This is a genomic window from Streptomyces sp. NPDC041129, from assembly GCF_055592265.1.
The window spans coordinates 620630-638490 of record NZ_JBVIYV010000001.1; the positions used below are offsets into that span (position 1 = coordinate 620630).

The 17861-nt window shown below is 72.5% G+C and carries 14 protein-coding genes; 9 read left to right on the forward strand and 5 right to left on the reverse strand.

Annotated features, from left to right (window positions below):
• Positions 1 to 35: 35 nt before the first annotated feature.
• Positions 36 to 209, forward strand: a complete 174-nt coding sequence (locus tag ACZ6B1_RS02700; protein WP_358937041.1) for a hypothetical protein — start codon at positions 36 to 38, stop codon at positions 207 to 209.
• A gap of 104 nt (positions 210 to 313) precedes the next feature.
• Here the strand turns inward: ACZ6B1_RS02700 and ACZ6B1_RS02705 are convergent, their stop codons facing one another.
• Both ACZ6B1_RS02705 and ACZ6B1_RS02710 read right to left on the reverse strand, forming a co-directional pair.
• Complete coding sequence (locus tag ACZ6B1_RS02705) at positions 314 to 1675, reverse strand: amidase (protein ID WP_468774279.1); 1362 nt, start codon at positions 1673 to 1675, stop codon at positions 314 to 316.
• A gap of 114 nt (positions 1676 to 1789) precedes the next feature.
• Positions 1790 to 2224 (reverse strand): Lrp/AsnC family transcriptional regulator, encoded by a 435-nt coding sequence (locus ACZ6B1_RS02710; protein ID WP_468774281.1) that lies wholly within the window; start codon positions 2222 to 2224, stop codon positions 1790 to 1792.
• Between the two features lie 97 nt (positions 2225 to 2321).
• Between ACZ6B1_RS02710 and ACZ6B1_RS02715 the strand changes: the two genes are divergently transcribed.
• Positions 2322 to 3254 carry an SMP-30/gluconolactonase/LRE family protein gene (locus ACZ6B1_RS02715; protein WP_468774283.1) on the forward strand — a complete coding sequence of 311 codons (933 nt, stop codon included), beginning with the start codon at positions 2322 to 2324 and terminating at the stop codon, positions 3252 to 3254.
• Positions 3255 to 3256: 2 nt separating this feature from the next.
• Here ACZ6B1_RS02715 and ACZ6B1_RS02720 read toward each other — a convergent pair whose 3' ends face one another.
• The gene (locus tag ACZ6B1_RS02720) at positions 3257 to 4303 is read right to left on the reverse strand and encodes a LacI family DNA-binding transcriptional regulator (protein WP_468774285.1); all 1047 of its coding nucleotides are present in this window, start codon (positions 4301 to 4303) and stop codon (positions 3257 to 3259) included.
• A 237-nt stretch (positions 4304 to 4540) separates the two neighbouring features.
• Between ACZ6B1_RS02720 and ACZ6B1_RS02725 the strand changes: the two genes are divergently transcribed.
• The 6 genes from ACZ6B1_RS02725 to ACZ6B1_RS02750 are packed head-to-tail and all read left to right on the forward strand — an operon-like array spanning position 4541 to position 14085.
• On the forward strand, positions 4541 to 5830 hold the full coding sequence (locus ACZ6B1_RS02725; protein WP_468774287.1) for an ABC transporter substrate-binding protein: 1290 nt from the start codon (positions 4541 to 4543) through the stop codon (positions 5828 to 5830).
• Positions 5831 to 5835: 5 nt separating this feature from the next.
• Positions 5836 to 6732 carry a carbohydrate ABC transporter permease gene (locus tag ACZ6B1_RS02730; RefSeq protein WP_468774289.1) on the forward strand — a complete coding sequence of 299 codons (897 nt, stop codon included), beginning with the start codon at positions 5836 to 5838 and terminating at the stop codon, positions 6730 to 6732.
• The gene (locus ACZ6B1_RS02735) at positions 6729 to 7652 is read left to right on the forward strand and encodes a carbohydrate ABC transporter permease (protein WP_468774290.1); all 924 of its coding nucleotides are present in this window, start codon (positions 6729 to 6731) and stop codon (positions 7650 to 7652) included. Before ACZ6B1_RS02730 ends, ACZ6B1_RS02735 begins: the two co-directional genes overlap by 4 nt.
• A 51-nt stretch (positions 7653 to 7703) precedes the next feature.
• Entirely contained in the window at positions 7704 to 8960 is a 1257-nt protein-coding gene (locus tag ACZ6B1_RS02740) for a glycoside hydrolase 5 family protein (RefSeq protein ID WP_468774292.1), read from the forward strand.
• Complete coding sequence (locus ACZ6B1_RS02745) at positions 8957 to 11020, forward strand: endo-beta-N-acetylglucosaminidase (protein ID WP_468774294.1); 2064 nt, start codon at positions 8957 to 8959, stop codon at positions 11018 to 11020. The genes ACZ6B1_RS02740 and ACZ6B1_RS02745 overlap by 4 nt, the downstream gene beginning before the upstream one ends.
• A gap of 44 nt (positions 11021 to 11064) precedes the next feature.
• A complete protein-coding gene (locus ACZ6B1_RS02750; protein WP_468774296.1) occupies positions 11065 to 14085 on the forward strand; it encodes an alpha-mannosidase in 3021 nt (1006 codons plus the stop codon).
• A 76-nt stretch (positions 14086 to 14161) separates the two neighbouring features.
• Here the strand turns inward: ACZ6B1_RS02750 and ACZ6B1_RS02755 are convergent, their stop codons facing one another.
• A complete protein-coding gene (locus ACZ6B1_RS02755) occupies positions 14162 to 14863 on the reverse strand; it encodes a FadR/GntR family transcriptional regulator (protein ID WP_468774298.1) in 702 nt (233 codons plus the stop codon).
• 280 nt (positions 14864 to 15143) lie between these two features.
• On the opposite strand from ACZ6B1_RS02755, the gene ACZ6B1_RS02760 reads away from it, so the two are divergent.
• Positions 15144 to 16160 carry an aldo/keto reductase gene (locus ACZ6B1_RS02760; RefSeq protein WP_468774300.1) on the forward strand — a complete coding sequence of 339 codons (1017 nt, stop codon included), beginning with the start codon at positions 15144 to 15146 and terminating at the stop codon, positions 16158 to 16160.
• Between the two features lie 127 nt (positions 16161 to 16287).
• On the opposite strand, the gene ACZ6B1_RS02765 is transcribed toward ACZ6B1_RS02760, so the two are convergent.
• The gene (locus ACZ6B1_RS02765; protein WP_468774302.1) at positions 16288 to 17715 is read right to left on the reverse strand and encodes a lipase maturation factor family protein; all 1428 of its coding nucleotides are present in this window, start codon (positions 17713 to 17715) and stop codon (positions 16288 to 16290) included.
• Positions 17716 to 17861: the final 146 nt, after the last annotated feature.

A 17861-nucleotide genomic window follows, 5' to 3' on the forward strand; every position in this document is an offset into this window, starting at 1 on the left:
CCCCGAGGGTGAGCCCGACACATAAGGAGTGCGCGGTGACACCGGAGAAGACGAATCTCGACGAACGCCCCAAGGAACGCGGCGAGCGCGCCGGCCGGCGGCACGGAGAACTGGGCAGCCTCGACGTGTGGGCCCGGTCCGCCCCCATCCGCCTCGCAGGGTACGAGGAAGACCTCGCCGAACCCCACATCCTGCCCAGCGTGGACTGACCGCCGGGCCCGATCACCCAGGTCACCGCAGGTATGGGCGTGACAGGCTCACGCCCATACCCGATCCGAGAAGCCGGCGCCGCCCCGCGCTCCGTGCGGCTCGATCAGACCCCGTCCGCCGAGTCCGGCAGCGGTGCCGTCCGGGACCACGGGCGCAGCGTCTCCAACTCCTCCGCCAGCGCCAGCAGATCCGCCTCACGGCCCGGCTGCGCCACGAGCTGTACGGCGCAGGGGGCGCCCGAGGGCAGGCTGCCGAAGGGGACCGACATCGCCGGCCAGCCGGTCAGGTTCCACGGCGGGGTGAAGGGCGAGTAGGCGGTGTTGGCCAGGATGTTGCGCAGCCAGCCGCGCTCGTGCCAGGGGGCGGCCGCGGGGGAGCGGCGGGCGAGGGCCGGGGTCAGCAGCACGTCGTGCTCGGTGAGGAACGGGGTCAGCCGGGCGCGCAGGCGTTCACGCTGGACCCCGGAGCGGACCGACCGGACGAAGCGGCGGCCCACGGCCGCGTGCACCCGGGTCCGCCGGGCCAGCAGCGCCGGGTCCAGGCCCTCCGCGTCCACCGCCGTACCCGCCGTCCAGTGCCGCAGCGAGGTCACGCCGAGGGAGAGCGGGTAGGGCGGCTCCGCGCGCCGGACCCGGTGTCCGGCCCCGGCCAGCGCCCCGGCCGCCTCCCGGACCGCGGTCGTGTACGGCCTGCTCACGCTCACCCCGGCGAGCGGGCTGCGCAGGGCGACGGCGATGCCGAGCGGCGTCCGCTGCGCGGGCCCCGCGAACCCGTCGTCCGCGAGGACCGACAGCATCAGCCGCAGATCCCCGACCGTGGTGGCCAGCGGGCCGTTCTCCGACATGCCGAACCAGTCGCCGTTGCCGATCCCGGCCGGCACCACCCCGTGCCCCGCCTTCAGCGTGACCAGTCCGCAGTTGGCCGCCGGGATGCGCAGCGAGCCCATGCCGTCGTTGCCGAGTGCCAGCGGCACCAGGCCCGCGGCCACCGCCGCCGCGCTGCCGCCGGAGGAGCCGCCCGCCGTGCGGGAGAGGTCCCAGGGGTTGCGCGCGGTGCCGTGGACGCCCTCCGTCGTGCCGAAGACACACAGCTCGGGCACGTTCGTCAGGCCCACGACCACGGCGCCGGCCGCCCGCAGCCGGGCCACCGTCACATGGTCCTCGGCGGCCGGTTCGTCCGACGTGGCGGCGGAGCCGTTGCGGTGGGACTCGCCACGCACCGCCAGGTTGTCCTTCACCGCGACCGGCACCCCCGCGAGCGGCAGCCCGGCCAGATCGGACCGCGCCCCCACCTCGTCCGCCTCCGCGAGCGCCGCCTCGGCCCGCACGGCGCGGAAGGCCCCGATCCGGCCGTCGAGGCGCTCGATCCGCGCGAGGTGCTCCGCCACCACCTGCCGCGGCGTGACGTCCTTCTCGCGTACGGCCGCGGCGATGTCGGCGGCGGTCCGGCCGGCCCAGCTGGTCACGGGCACTCCCTGGCTACTCGTCGGTATGAATCTGCGCGCAGGGAGAACTGTGCACGCTCGGACGCGGCGCGTCGAGAGGCCGGAAGGGGCCTCGCCCTGGCGGCCGGTGAGCGGCTATGGCACGACCGGCCGCTCGAAGAAGGTCTCCAGGGCGACGGTGGCCTGGGTGCCGCTCACGCCGGGGATCGCGTAGACGCGGCGGAGCACGTCCTGGAGCTGCTCCGTCGTCGTGGTCCTGACCTTGACGAATACCGAAGCGCTGCCCGCGATGACATGGGCCTCCTGGATCTCCGGGATCGCGGCGAACGCGTCGCCGCTCTCTCCCATCCACCGTGTCGACGTGACGGTGACGAAGGCGAGCACGCCCCGTCCCACCGCCGCGGGGTCCACCTCCACGGTGGTACGCCGGATGACTCCCCGCTCGCGCAGTTTGCGGACCCGTTCATGGGTCGCCCCGGCGGACAGTCCGACCGCCTCCCCGAGCGCCGCGTACGACCTCGACGCGTCCTCCTGCAGGAGGACGAGCAACCGCCGGTCTGTGTCGTCCAACGCATCTCCTTCGGCAATACGGTTGATGAACCGAATGACATTCTGCATAGTGAGGCTCCGCTGTATCAAATTCGGAACCACAGTGGGGGTTGGCGACATGCCGGACGAGCGACCGCAGTTGTACGAGATCCTTGACGACCGCTTCCGCACCGGCAAGTGCCACGTGGGCGACTCGCGGCTGGAGGTCCTCCACGAGGGCTGCCGCTGGGCCGAGGGCCCGCTGTACGTCCCGGCCGGGCGGTACGTGGTGTGGAGCGACATCCCCAACGACCGCATGCTGCGCTGGGACGAGACCACCGGGCGGGTCGGCGTCTTCCGCTCGCCCGCCGGTCACCCCAACGGCAACACCCTGGACAACGAGGGCCGCCTGATCACCTGTGAGCAGGGCAACCGCCGGGTGACCCGCACCGAGCACGACGGCTCGATCACCGTCATCGCGGACCGGTTCGAGGGCAAGCGGCTGAACAGCCCGAACGACGCGGCCGTACGGTCCGACGGCTCGATCTGGTTCTCCGACCCCGACTTCGGGATCACCAGCGACTACGAGGGCCACCGCGCCGAGAGCGAGATCGGCGCCACCAACGTCTACCGGGTGGACCCGGGCACCGGAGAGGTCCGGCTGGTCGCCGACGGATTCGGCGGTCCCAACGGCCTGGTCTTCTCCCTCGACGAGAGCCGGCTCTACGTCTCGGACAGCAGGGCCGGCCACATCCGGGTCTTCGACGTACAGGACGACGGCACCCTCACCTCCGACCGGGTCTTCACCGAGTGCAAGGCCGGCAGGTTCGACAACATCCGCTTCGACGACGGAGGCCGGCTCTGGGCCGCCGCGATGGACGGCGGAGTGCACTGCTACGACCCGGACGGCACACTCCTCGGCCGCCTGCTGGTCCCCGGCATCGTCGCCAACATCCGCTTCGGAGGCGCCAAGAGGAACCGGCTGTTCATCGCCGCCGACACCACGCTCTACTCCCTCGTCATGGGCGTCACCGGCCCGCCGCCGTTGCCGGGGGTGCACGGCACCCGCTGACTTCAGGAGGCGGACGCCGCCCCCGTGCTGCCGCGTCCCGTCAGCCGGGGCACCGGCACCCCCACCGACCGCGCAGGCTCGCCGTCCAGCAGCGCCATCAGCTCCCGCGCCGCGGTCCGGCCGAACTCGGCGCTGTCGCGGGACAGGGCGGACAGCCGCGGCGTCACCATGCGGCACAGGGCCGAGTCCTCCCACGACACCACCGACACGTCCCGCGGGACACGGAAGCCCAGTTCGGCCGCCGCGGCCAGACCCGCCACCGCCATCACGTCGTTGTCGTAGATCAGCGCGGTCGGGGGCGGTGACCCGCCGAGGACCCGGCGGGTCACCGCGGCGCCCTGCGTGTCGGAGTAGTCGGTGGTCACCGAGCGGACCCCGGTGAGACCGCGGCGCTCCGCCTCCGCCCGCAGGGTCGCGATCCGGCGCTGGGTGTGCGCCAGGCCTGGCAGCCCCGCGATGTGCACGATCCGGCGGTGCCCCAGTGCCGCCAGCTCGTCCACCACCGACGCCATCGCGCCGGCGTCGTCCGCCCAGACCGTGGAGAGACCGGGGTGCCGTACGTCCGGCGCGCCGCCGATGACCACGGCGGGCAGGCCGAGTTCGTCCAGGAGGCCGGGGCGCGGGTCCTCGGCCCGCGGGTCGGCCACCAGGACGCCGTCCACCCGGTGCTCCGCCCACCAGCGCCGGTACACCGCGCACTCGTCGGCCACGTCCGGGGCCATCTGGAAGAGCAGGCCCAGGTGACGCTCGGCCAGCACCTCCTGGATGCCGGAGACGAGTTGCAGGAAGAAGGAGTCGACCCCCAGCGTGTCCGCGGGCCGGGCCAGTACGAAACCGACCGTGGCCACCCCCTCGCCGGAGAGGGCGCGGGCCGCCGTGCTGGGACGCCAGCCCAGTTGCTCGGCGACCCGGCGGACCCGGGCGCGGGTGTTCTCCGAGACCCCGGGGCGGCCGTTGAGGGCGAACGAGACCGCGCTCTCGGAGACTCCGGCGCGGCGCGCGATGTCCTTCATCGTCGGCCGGCGCGCGGGTGATCGCTTCTCCGGCAACGCTGTGCCCCTTCCCTCGGCGGCCCGGCACCGGCCAACCGCTAATGCGCTTGAGTCCACTTACCCTAAAGCGCATTAGTGATCCGCGGCAATAGGGTGTAAGCACCGCCCTGAGCAGGGAATTTGAGCCACTAATGACTTTAGCGGGGTCGAATCCATTGACGCGTCCCACAAACGCTGTGCACAGTCTGGCCCGGCACCTTCTGCCACTTCCCCCTGCAAAGGAGCCCAGCCGCCGTGCGCATCTCCCGCAGAACCTTCGCCGCCGCCACCGTCGCCCTTCTCCTGCCGCTGAGTGCCTGCGGCTCGGGCGGGGACGAGGGCGGCTCAACCGACGCCTCGGGCAAGGTCGAGGGCGACATCACCTTCCAGACCTGGAACCTGCGCGCCAACTTCAAGCCGTACTTCGAGGGGCTGATCGCGGACTTCGAGAAGAAGCACCCCGGCACCCGTGTGAAGTGGATCGACCAACCCGCCGAGGGCTACGCCGACAAGATCAGCGCCGACGCCGCCGGCGGCACCCTGCCCGACGTCGTCAACGTCTCCCCGGACCTGGTCGCCCCGCTCGCCAAGGCCGGTCTCGCCCTCGACCTCGACAAGTCCGCGGGCGAGTACAGGTCCGAGTACCTGCCCGGGGCCTGGGCCGGGCACCAGGTGCCGGGCCTCGGCGGGACGTATGCATTCCCCTGGTACCTGAACACCGGTCCGCTCTTCTACAACAAGGCCCTGTTCAGGAAGGCCGGACTCGACCCCAGCGCACCGCCGAAGACGTACGACGACCTCTTCACCGACGCGCGGCGGATCGCCGAGAAGACCGGCGGCAAGGTCGCCACGCTCGCCAACGTCCCCACCATCGAGGACTTCGGCCGCTACGGCGTGCCGCTGATGAACAAGGAGGGGACCGGCTTCGCCTTCGACGACGCCAAGGGGGTCGAACTCCTCGCCGAGTACAAGCGGCTCTACGACGCCAAGGCGCTCGACCCGCAGGCGCTGACCGCCACCCCGGAGTCCTCCGGGAAGAAGTTCCTCACCCAGGCCGTCGCCATGAACCCCGGCAGCGCCCTGGACCTCGGCAACTTCAAGAAACAGGCGCCCGGCCTCTACCGGAACATCGGGATCACCGACCAGGTCACCAGCACCGGGCACGCCAACATGTACGTGATGGGCGTGATGGTCAACTCCCGTACCGAGCACACCCCGGCAGCGGTCGCCTTCGCGCACTTCGTCACCGACGCGCGCAACCAGATGTCCTTCGCCAAGAAGGTCGCCATCTTCCCGAGCACCGCCGGCTCCCTGGACGATCCGTACTTCACCGAGGAGGACGGCACCGACGAGACCCGGGTGCGGGTCGCCGCCGCCAAGTCGCTGAAGAACGCCGTCAACTACACGCCGGTGCTGTTCAGCGAGCAGATGAAGACCGCGCTGCGCAACGAGGTCGCCAAGGCTCTGCAGGGCAAGGAGAGTCCCGAGGCGGCTCTCGACAACGCTGTCAAGGCCTGCGACCAGCTCCTGAAGCAGCAGGGCTGAGCAGCATGGCCACGCCCACCACCACCTCCCGGATACGGCGCCAGCTTCCCAGCAGTCCCTGGCTGTTCGCCGCCCCCGGGCTGCTGATCGCCGGCGCCTTCGTGCTCCATCCGTTCGTGTCGACCGTCGTGAACTCCTTCACCGACCGCCGCACCCTGATCCCCGGGCGCTTCGTGGGCCTCGCCAACTACCGCGAGCTCCTCCACGACGACATGTTCTGGACCGGGCTGCGCAACAGCGTCCTGTACATCGCCGGTGTCGTACCCGCCCTGGTGGTCCTGCCGCTGCTGCTCGCGCTGCTGGTGCAGCGCAGCATCCCCGGCATCACCTTCTTCCGGTCCGCCTTCTACACCCCGGTGGTCGCCTCCATCGTGGTCGTCGGGCTGATCTGGGTGTGGCTGCTGGACGAGCGCGGTCTGGTCAACTCCCTGCTGGAGACGGTCGGCATCGGTCGGGTCGGCTTCCTCAGCGACCAGTGGCTCCTCCTGCTCAGCGCCATGGCGGTGACGGTGTGGAAGGGCCTCGGCTACTACATGATCATTTATCTGGCGGCGCTCGCCGACGTCCCGCGCGAACTGCACGAGGCCGCCGCCGTGGACGGCGCGGGAGCGGTGCGCCGCTTCCTCGACGTCACCGTTCCCGCCGTGCGTTCCACCATGGTGCTGGTCGCCGCGCTGTCCTCGGTCGCCGCCTTCAAGGTGTTCTCCGAGGTGTATCTGATGGCCGGTCCCAACGGCGGCCCGGCCGGCGAGGACACCACCCTCGTCATGCTCGTCCAGCGCACCGGCACCGGGCTGACCGGCCGGGTCGGCTACGCCTCCGCCCTCTCCGTCGTGGTGTTCGCCGTCGCCGTCGCGCTGATGCTCCTCGTACTGCGCGCCGACCGGAGGGAGGAGACGTGAGCGTCCTGGAGAAGACGGCGCGCACACACCGCACGGCGGGCCCGGCCGGGCCCGCCCCCACCCGGGCACCCAGGATCACCGACGAGCACGGCCGCCGGATACGGCCCGCCGAACTGGTCCTGCGCTACGTGCTGCTGCTCGTCGTCCTCGCCCTCACCGTCGGACCCTTCCTGTGGCAGCTCTCCACGTCCCTCAAGGGCCCCACCGAGGACATCTTCAGCTCCCCGCCGAAGTTCCTGCCCGGCCGTCCCACCCTGCACAACTACACGCGGGTCGCGCACACCATCCCCGTCTGGGACTACGCCCTCAACTCGCTCAAGGTCGCCGCCGCGAGCGTCGTGACCAACTGCGCCGGTTCGGCCCTCGCCGGATACGCCCTGGCCCGCCTGCGCTACCGCGGCCGTAAGGCGGCGACCCTGGTCTTCGTGCTGGCGATGCTGGTGCCCGTGGAGGGCGTCATCATCGCCCAGTTCACCACCATGCGGGAACTCGGCCTGAACAACACGCTCATCGGCGTCGTGCTGCCCGGTTCGGTCGCGGCGATGAACGTGCTGCTGATGCGCAACGCCTTCCGCAACCTGCCGTACGAGATCGAGGAGGCCGCCTACGTCGACGGCGCCAACGTCTGGCAGCGGTTCTGGCGCATCGCGCTGCCGGCGGTGAAGGGCACCCTCGCCGTCGTCGCGATCTTCGCCTTCATGGGCGCCTGGGACGACTTCCTGTGGCCGCTCGTCGTGCTCAGCGACCCCGACAAGTTCACCCTGACCATCGGCCTCAACTACCTGCACGGCACCTTCGCGAACGACGAACGGCTGGTCGCCGCCGGCACCGTCATCGCCGTGGCCCCGCTCATCGCGCTCTTCGCCTGCCTCCAGCGGTACTTCTTCCGCGGGGTCGGCGAGGGCGCCGTCAAGGGCTGACCGCACCGCCGAAGGGCCACCGGCCCCCTTACTCCACAGCAAGGACACCGCATGCCCCCTGCCGTGCGCTTCGGCGTCAACTACACCCCGAGCGAAGGGTGGTTCCACCACTGGCTCGACTTCGACCTGGACGCCGTGCGCGCCGACCTGGACGCGATCGCCGCCCTCGGCCTCGACCACATCCGCGTCTTCCCGCTGTGGCCCTACTTCCAGCCCAACCGCACCCTGATCCGCCCCCGTGCCGTGGCGCAACTCGTGGCGCTCGCCGACGCCGCCGCCGAACGCGGCCTGGACGTCAATGTGGACGGCCTGCAAGGCCACTTGAGCAGCTTCGACTTCCTGCCCGCCTGGACCCGCACCTGGCACCGGCGCAACCTCTTCACCGACCCGGACGTCGTCGACGGCCAGGCCGACTACCTGCGCACCCTCGCCACCGCCCTGGCCGGCCGGCCCAACTTCATCGGCATGACCATCGGCAACGAGGTCAACCAGTTCGCCGCCGGGCCCCACCCCGACCCCGACCGGATCACTCCGGAGGAGGCCGAACGGTGGCTGGGCACGCTGCTCGCCGCCTGCGCCGAGGGCGCCCCGGACCGGCTCCATCTGCACGCCTCGTACGACGCCGCCTGGTACCAGGACGACCAGCCCTTCACGCCCGGGCACTCGGCCCGGCTCGGAGCCGTCACCGCCGTCCACTCCTGGGTGTTCAACGGCACCGCACAACGCCACGGCCGCACCTCCGTACCCGCCGAGCACCACGCCGCCTACCTGGTCGAGCTGAGCAAGGCCTGGGCCGAGGAGCCGCACCGGCCGGTCTGGCTGCAGGAGGTCGGGGCGCCCGCGCCCCTGGTGCCCGCCGAGCACGCCGCCGCCTTCACCGAGGCGACCGTGGCCGGCGCACTGGACTGCCCGGACCTGTGGGGCATCACCTGGTGGTGCTCGTACGACGTCTCGCGCGACCTCGCCGATTTCCCCGAACTCGAGTACGGGCTGGGCCTGTTCACCAACGACCGCAGGCCCAAGGACATCGCCCGCGTGCTCGCCGGAGCCGCCCGCGGGCCCCGCACCGACCCGGTGGTGCGCAGCACGGCCCTCGTCGTACCCGCCGACCCCGGCCGCCGCTCCCGATGCGCTCCCGGCGGCCCCGTCTTCGACGCCTTCTTCCGGCTCGTCTCCGACGGGGCCCGCCCCACCACCGTCCTCGACACCCGCGCGGACGACAAGGACCACCTCGCCGCGCGCGGCATCACCGAAGTCGTCACTCCCGGCCAGGTACTCCCCACCCCACAAGGAGGCACTTGCTCGTGAACCCCACCAGACGCACCGTCCTGATCGCCGGCGCCGCCGCGGCCCTGCTCCCGGCCGCCCCCGCCCTCGCCGCCCGGGGAACCAGGGCCGCCACCGCGCCGTACGCCTCCTACTGGTACCCGGACTCCCTGCCCGCCGGCAGCCCGGGCAGCGGCGTCACCTGGCGCAGCCTGAAGGCCTGGAGCGCCGCCGACGACCCCGACCTCGCCTTCAACGCGGCGTCCGTGCCGCTCGCCGCCCGCTTCACGCCGACCCCGGCCAACACCACCGCCCGCTCCGGCCAGGCCCGCGTCCAGGCCCTGGTCTCCTTCGGGCCCACCTCCGCCAACCCCTCCCAGGGATCACCCACCGCCGACTACTACGCCCTCACCCACTGGGCCTATCTGGACGAGCTGGTGTTCTGGGGCGGCTCGGCGGGGGAGGGCCTGATCCTGGCGCCGAACGCGCCGGTCGTGGACGCCGCCCACCGGCACGGCGTGCCCGTCCTCGGCAACGTCTTCCTGCCCCCCACCGCCTACGGCGGGCAGCTCCGCTGGACCCGCGACCTGGTCCAGAAGGACGCCTCGGGACGCCATCCGCTCGCCGCGCAACTGGTCGCGGTGGCGTCCGCGTACGGCTTCGACGGCTGGTTCCTGAACGCCGAGACGGGCGGCGGGAACACCGCCCTCGGCACCGCGACGTTGGACTTCGTGACCGAGCTGAAGGCGCTCGCGGCCGCGAAGGGGCAGCGGGTTACCTGGTACGACGCGATGACCGTGGACGGGACGGTCAGCTGGCAGGGTGCGCTGAACGACCGGAACCAGGCCTTCTTCCAGGCCGCCGACGACATGTTCGTCGACTTCCGCTGGAGCGCGGGCGGTCTGGCCGCCTCGGCCACCAGGGCCGGGCGACTGGGCCGTGATCCGTACGAGCTGTGGGCCGGCGTCGACGTCGAGTCGAACGGGTCGGAATCGTCGGTGAACTGGGATGCGATCGTGCCGGCGACGAAGGCGCACACCACCTCGATCGGCTTCTACCGGCCCGAGTGGACCCGCAACCACCTGCCCGCCGACCGGCGGGCCCCCGAGGACTTCCACGCGGCGGACGACCGGTTCTGGACCGGGCGGTCACTGGACCCCGCGCGGCCGGACGGCACCGATCCCTGGCGGGCGCCGGCCGTCTCGGTGGCGGACCGGTCGACGGTGACCTCGGTGCCGTTCGCAAGCGTGTTCAACACCGGGCACGGGCTGCGCTGGTACCAGGAGGGAGCCGTCACCTCGGACGCGCCCTGGAACCACCTCGGGCTGCAGGACCGGCTGCCGTCGCGACGGTGGGTGGTGCGGACGCAGGGGCGGCGCCCGGAGGTCACCCTCGACTTCGGCGACGCGTGGCGTGGCGGCAGCAGCGTGCTGGTCGCGGGCGAGTTCGACGCGCCGGCGGTGCTGGACGTGTACGCGACCCGGCTGCCGATCACCGGCGGCACGGTTGTCGAGCTGACACACCGGGCCGACGCTGGAGGTGTGAACGTCGAGCTGGCCGTCGCCACGGCGGAACCGGACGGCCCCGGTACGCCACCGCCGTACACCTATCTGCCTGTGAATCCGGTGAAGCCTGTGAACCGGGTCAATCCGGCCGACGCCGCGGACCCGGCCGACGCGGCCGACACCTGGCAGACCTCGACCGTGCGGCTCACCGGGCTTTCCGGCACGGTCCACGCCCTCGGAGTGCGCCTGACCGCACCCGGCGGCGGCCCCGTGCGCTGGCGGCTCGGCCGCATCGCCGTCCGCGACACCACCGAGGCCCCCGCCGCACCCGCCGGCCTGCGGATCACCGCCGCCACCGGAGGCGACCTGCGCTTCGCGTGGAACGCCGCCCCCCACCGGGTCCCCGTCCGCCACTACGAACTGCACCGCCTCCTGCCCGACGGCACCCGCCGCTTCCTCGGCGGAACCTGCCAGCGCGCCCACTTCGTCACCGGCCTGCTGCCCGAGCCGGGAGAGACGGCCGCACGATTCGAACTGCGGGCGGTGGGGGAGCTGTACAACGCCTCGGCCCCCGTTACCGTCACCCACCCCTGGTGACCCGCCCGTGTCCCTCACCCGGAACCCAGCAGGGAGCACCCCGCATGCATGACGACCGCAGCCTGGTCGAAGCCCGTCTCCGGCGCGTCCTCGACGAACGCGTCCGCCCCGCCGTGTACCCCGAGTCCGTGCCGCTGCGGGTCGCCGTCTGGCACGCGCCCGGTGAGCCCGTGCCGGTCGCGCAGGGGCTCGCGGCCGAGCCCGAGCCGATCGAGGTGGGCGCCCGGTGGGGCGCGCCCTGGGGCACGAGCTGGTTCCGGGTGACCGGGACCGTACCCGGGGCCTGGGCGGGCCGGACCGTCGAGGCCCTGCTCGACCTCGGCTTCGACGAGAACATGCCCGGCTTCCAGTGCGAGGGCCTGGTCTACCGGCCCGACGGCACCCCGGTGAAGGGCCTCAACCCGCGCAACCAGTGGGTGCGGATCGGCGCCCCGGCAGAAGGCGGGGAGGAGGTGTGCCTGCACATCGAGGCCGCCTCCAACCCGGTCATCCTCGACTACCACCCCTTCCGGCCCACCCGGCTCGGCGACAAGGACACCGCCGGGCACGAGCCGCAGTACACGCTCACCCGCATGGACCTCGCCGTGTTCGACGAGACCGTGTGGCGGCTGGTGCTGGACCTGGAGGTGCTGGGCGAGCTGATGGCCGAGCTGCCCGTGGACTCCGCCCGCCGGCACGACATCCTGCGCGCCGTCGACGGGGCCCTGGACCTGCTCGACCTCCAGGACGTGAACGGCACCGCGGAGCGCGCGCGAGCCCGGCTCGCCGGGGTGCTGGCCGCCCCGGCCGTGCCCTCCGCCCACCGGATCAGCGCCGTCGGGCACGCGCACATCGACTCGGCGTGGCTGTGGCCGCTTCGGGAGACCGTGCGCAAGGTGGCCCGTACCACCGCCAACATGACCGCGCTGATCGAGGACGAGCCGGAGTTCGTCTTCGCCATGTCCCAGGCCCAGCAGTGGGCGTGGGTGAAGGAGCACCGGCCCGAGGTGTGGGCGCGGGTGCGCAAGGCCGTGGCGGAGGGGCGGTTCGTGCCGGCCGGCGGGATGTGGGTCGAGTCGGACACCAACATGCCCGGATCGGAGGCGATGGCCCGGCAGTTCGTGCACGGCAAGCGGTTCTTCCTCGACGAGTTCGGCATCGAGAACGAGGAGGCCTGGCTGCCCGACACCTTCGGCTTCGCCGCCGGGCTCCCGCAGATCATCCGGGCGGCCGGGTCCAAGTGGCTGCTGACCCAGAAGATCTCCTGGTCGCGGACGAACACGTTCCCGCACCACACCTTCCAGTGGGAGGGCATCGACGGCACCAGGATCTTCACGCACTTCCCGCCGGTCGACACCTACAACTGCTCCATGCGGGGCCGCGAGATCGCCCACGCGGCACGGAACTTCAAGGAGAAGGGCAGGGCCAGGCACTCCCTGGCGCCCACCGGCTGGGGCGACGGAGGCGGCGGCACCACCCGCGAGATGGTCGCCAAGGCGGCGCGGCTGCGCGACCTGGAGGGCTCCGCGACCGTCGTCTGGGAGACGCCCCGGGCGTTCTTCGAGAAGGCCGAGGCCGAGTACCCCGAAGCGCCCGTCTGGGTCGGCGAGCTCTACCTCGAACTGCACCGCGCCACCCTCACCAGCCAGGCCATGACCAAACAGGGCAACCGCCGCAGTGAGCACCTGCTGCGCGAGGCCGAACTGTGGGCGGCCACCGCGGCGGTCCGCGCCGGGTTCCCCTATCCGTACGAGGAGCTGGACCGGCTCTGGAAGACGGTCCTGCTGCACCAGTTCCACGACATCCTCCCGGGCTCCTCCATCGCCTGGGTGCACCGCGAGGCCCGGGCGACGTACGAGCGGGTCGCCACCGAGCTGACCGGGATCATCGAGGCCGCGCAGCACGCGCTGGCGGGCGAGGGGACGACGCCCCTGGTGTTCAACGCCGCCCCGCACGCCCGCGCCGGCGTCCCGGCCGCGGGCTCGGCGGTCGCCCGGACGGAGGGTGCCACGACGCTCGTGCCGAGCCCGGACGGCGGGCACGTGCTCGACAACGGCCTGCTGCGGATCGCGATCGACGCCCGCGGCCTGGTCGTCTCCGCGTACGATATCGAGGCCGACCGCGAGGCCGTCGCCCCCGGCCGCGCGGCGAACCTGCTCCAGCTCCACCCCGACTTCCCGAACATGTGGGATGCCTGGGACGTCGACGAGTTCTACCGGAACACCGTCACGGACCTCACGGACGCCGACTCGGTGACGGCAGGCGGGGACGCCGCCTCGGTGCGGGTCGTACGGTCCTTCGGCGCCTCGCGGGTAACCCAGGTGCTGTCGCTGCCGCCGGGGGAGCGGCGGCTGCTGATCGATACCGAGGTCGACTGGCACGAGACGGAGAAGTTCCTGAAGCTGGCCTTCCCGCTCGACCTGCACGCCGAACGGTACGCGTCCGAGACGCAGTTCGGGCACGTCCACCGGCCCACCCACACCAACACCTCATGGGAGGCGGCCAAGTTCGAGGCCTGCAACCACCGCTTCGTCCACCTGGAGGAACCCGGCTGGGGCGTGGCGCTGGTGAACGACTCCACGTACGGCCACGACGTGACCCGCACGGTCCGCACCGACGGCGACCGCGGTACGACGACCACGGTCCGCGCCTCCCTCCTGCGGGCCCCGCGCTTCCCCGACCCCGAGACCGACCAGGGCCTCCACCGCTTCCGGCACGCCCTGATCCCCGGCGCCGGGATCGCGGACGCGGTCCGCGAGGGCTGGCGGATCAACCTGCCGGAGCGGCGCGTCACCGGCGCCCACGAGGTCGCCCCGCTGGTCACGGTGGACGACGACGCGGTCGTGGTCACCGCCGTGAAGCTGGCCGACGACGGCAGCGGCGATGTCGTGGTCCGCTTCCACGAGGCCCACGGAGGCCGGGCCCGCGCCACCCTCACGGCCGGCTTCGAGGTCACCGGCGTCACGGCGACGGACCTCCTGGAACGCCCGGCCCCCGAGAGTCCCGCCCCGGACCGGGACGGCCACCGGATCACCGTGCGGCTGCGGCCGTTCGAGCTGATGACCCTGCGGCTCAGCAGGCGCTGACCAGGCCCCTCGGGTCACCGGCCGGGGGGGGCGGTTCGCACGCGGTCCGCAGGCGGTTCGGCTGCGGTGCTCCGGCTCAGGGGTCGAGCCGGGCCCGCAGCCACTCCTCGACCTCGCCCACGTGCGCGGCCGCCGCCGCGCGGGCCGCCTCCGGGTCGCGGGCGGCGAGGGCGCGGTGGATGGCCGCGTGTTCACGGCGGGTGCGGACGATGGCGCCGCCCTCCTGGTAGCCACGCCGGGCGCGGGCCCGGAAGGTGTGGGAGGACAGGCCCTCCAGGATGGCGGCCATCGTCTCGTTGCCCGCCGCCGTCGCGATCTCGCGGTGGAAGGCCAGGTCGTGGGCGAGGATCTCCTCGGGGTCGTCGGTGCCGTTCATCGCCGTCAAGTGGGCTTCCAGAGAGTCCAGTTGTCCGTCGGTGAGGCGGGCGGTGGCGAGCGCGGCCGCCGCCGACTCCAGGATCCGGCGCACCTCCAGCAGTTCCACCAGCCGCGGCCCGCGGGACAGGTCGGCGACCACGCCGAAGGTCTCCAGCAGATCGCGGGCCTCCAGTGCGGTGACGTAGATGCCGCTGCCGTGCCGGGCCTCCAGCACGCCCATGACCGTCAGCGCGCGTATCGCCTCGCGCATCGAGCTGCGGGAGATGCCCAGTTGAGCCGCGAGCTCGCGCTCGGTGGGCAGCCGCTGGCCCGGCTCCAGCGAGCCCTCGGTGATCATCACCTTGATCCGCTCGATGGCGCGCTGGGTCACCGTGCCCTTCCGCGGCGCCGACTCGTCCACACCGATCTCCCGTCGCTGGTGCGTCGCAGTCTAGCCAGCACGGTGGTCGGACCATGGTGCGCGGTGAGTGTGGACATCGGGGCCCTGAGGGTGTTCCGGTTCCGGAGAGGTCTGATAAATGTCGGAGCATCCGCCCCATGACGGAAAGGACTTCAGTGTCCGAGGCCCCGCGCGCGTCTCAGCGGTCGACACCATCCGTTCTCCCGCCTCGCGCGAGCCGGACGGCGCTCGCCGTCGACGGCGGACTGCGGGGTGTCAGGCCACGCCCGGCGGCCGGCCGGTGACCCCCCTGGGCCGCAGCGGCGTCGAGGTCACCCCACTTGGCTTCGGCGCCGCTGCCCTCGGCAATCTCTACGCCCCGGTCGACGACGAGCGGGCCCACGCCGCCGTCGAAGCCGCCTGGGAGCGCGGAATCCGCTACTTCGACACCGCGCCCCACTACGGTCTCGGCCTGTCCGAACGCCGGCTGGGCGCGGCCCTGCGGGATCACGACCGCGCCGCGTACACGGTCTCCACCAAGGTCGGCCGCCGCCTGGAGGGCGCCGACGGCGCCGGGGACGACCTGGCCCACGGCTTCGCCGTCGCGGCCGCCCACCGCCGGGTCTGGGACTTCAGTGCCGACGGAGTGCGCCGCACCCTCGAGTCGAGCCTGCGGCGCCTCGGCCTTGACCGGGTGGACGTCGTCTACCTGCACGACCCCGACGACCACGCCGAGCAGGCCTTCCGGGAGGGCTATCCGGCGCTGGAAAGGCTCCGCTCGGAGGGTGTCGTCGGGGCGATCGGCGCGGGCATGAACCAGGCGGAGATGCTCACCCGGTTCGTCCGGGACACCGACGTCGACGTCGTGCTCTGCGCCGGCCGGTACACCCTGCTCGACCAGAGCGCGGCGACCGCGCTGCTGCCCGAGGCCGCCGCGCGAGGCGTGTCGGTCGTCGTCGGCGGCGCCTTCAACTCGGGCCTGCTCGCCGACCCGGCGCCTCGGTCGACGTACGACTACACCCGTGCGCCGCGGGAACTGGTGGACCGCGCCGTGCGGCTGGCGGCCGTGGCCGAACGGCACGGCACCACCCTGCGCGGCGCCGCGCTCGCCTTCTGCGCCGCGCACCCGGCCGTCGCCTGCGTCCTGGCCGGCGCCCGGTCGGCCGCCGAACTCCACGACTGCGCCGAGCGGTTCGCGACACCGGTCCCGGACGCCTTCTGGCGGGAACTGAGGGACACCGGCCTGCTGCCCCCGGGCGAGCCGCCGGCCCCGTCGCCGCCCGGGCCAACGGGCCGGTCGTCCCCCGAGCCCCTGTGACCGTCGACGCCCACCATCACGTCCGGGACCAGTCCGTCCGCGACCAGGACCGGATCCGGGAACCCGCCCCGACGGGGCGCACGGTCCCGTACGAGGGCACCGCCCCGCCGTGTCCACGGCCTCTGAGTCACCGCCGGGACCCGTGAGCCGCCCCCGCGAGCCGCGTCGGCGGCAGGTACTCCCGTACGAACGTCCGCTCCCAGCACGCCCCGGTCGTCCGGAGCTCCCGCCAGGTGGTGTAGCGGTAGCGGAAGAGGCGGGCCCGGACGAAACGGGGCGGGGCGTCCCGGGGGAACGGGGAGCGGCGCAGCAGCCGCAGGGTGTCCCGGTCGTTCTCCAGCAGCCGCTCCACCAGCCGGCCGAACCAGTCGCCGGCGTAGCCCGGGGACAGCGCGGCGAACCACATCAGCCAGTCCAGGCGCAGATGGTAGGGCGCGAAGAGGCGCGGCCAGTGCCGTGGGTCGCCGGGCTTGCCCCTGAACTCGTACTCCAGCCACCGCGAGTCCTTCCTCGGCGCGTCGTCCAGCGTGCCCTCGATCACCACCTCGTACCGGACCCGGCTGACGCTGCCGAACGCTCCGTAGGTGTTCACCAGGTGCAGCGGGTCGAAGGACCGGTTCATGACCTGGCGCCGGGAGACCATGTTCATCACCGGGTGGTAGCTGAGGAACAGCAGCAGCGCCGCGACGGCCGACACCACGACCTCGTACCAGAGCGGGGCCGGGGGCACGGACGGCGCCGCCGTGGGCAGCCGCAGCGCGGACAGCGCCAGGACGACGGTGATCCAGTTCAGCCAGGAGAAGTTCCCGGACAGCACCAGCCAGAGCTGGGTGACGATCATCAGCGCGGCGGCGGCCGAGGCGACCGGCTGTGGGGTGAAGAGCAGGAAGGGCACCACGAGCTGGGTGAGGTGGTTGGCGGCCACCTCCACCCGGTGCAGCGGCTTCGGCAGATGGTGGAAGAACCAGCTCAGCGGGCCCGGCATCGGCTGGGTCTCGTGGTGGTAGTCCAGACAGGTCAGCTTGCGCCAGCACGCGTCGCCCCGGAGCTTGATCAGCCCGGCCCCGAACTCGACCCGGAACAGGATCCAGCGCAGCAGGAACAGCACGACCACGGGTGGCGCGACCTCGTCGTTGCCGAGGAAGGCGGCGAGGAAGCCGGTCTCCAGGAGCAGCGACTCCCAGCCGAACGAGTACCAGGTCTGCCCCACGTTGACGACCGACAGGTACAGCGCCCAAGGCACCAGCCACAGCAGGATGCCGCCCCACAGCGGCAGAGCCGAGTCCACCCCGGCGAGCAGGGCCGCCGACACCGCGCAGCCCGCCCATGCGACGGCCGCGAAGAAGCGGTCCGAGTAGTGCAGGTGGAACAGGCTGGGCGCCCGCCTGAAGGGCACCCGCGCGGTGAAACGGGGGATCGGCAGCATGCCGCGCTCTCCCAGCAGGGCCCGGAACTGCAGCGCGGCCACCAGGAACGCGACGAGGTACACACCGGCCAGGGCCCGCTGGAGGACCAGCCTGCTCAGCCAGTAGTCGGGTGCGGTGAACCAGTCCACAACTGCGCTCCTGCCAGGTCGTGGCCACCGCGACGAGGGTGTCCAGTGGCGCGGGAAGGACCCGTCACACCGTGTACCGCACGCCTCCGCCTGCGTAACACGCACAGATGGGGGGACCGGCGGACTCCCACTCGAAGAATCGGGCG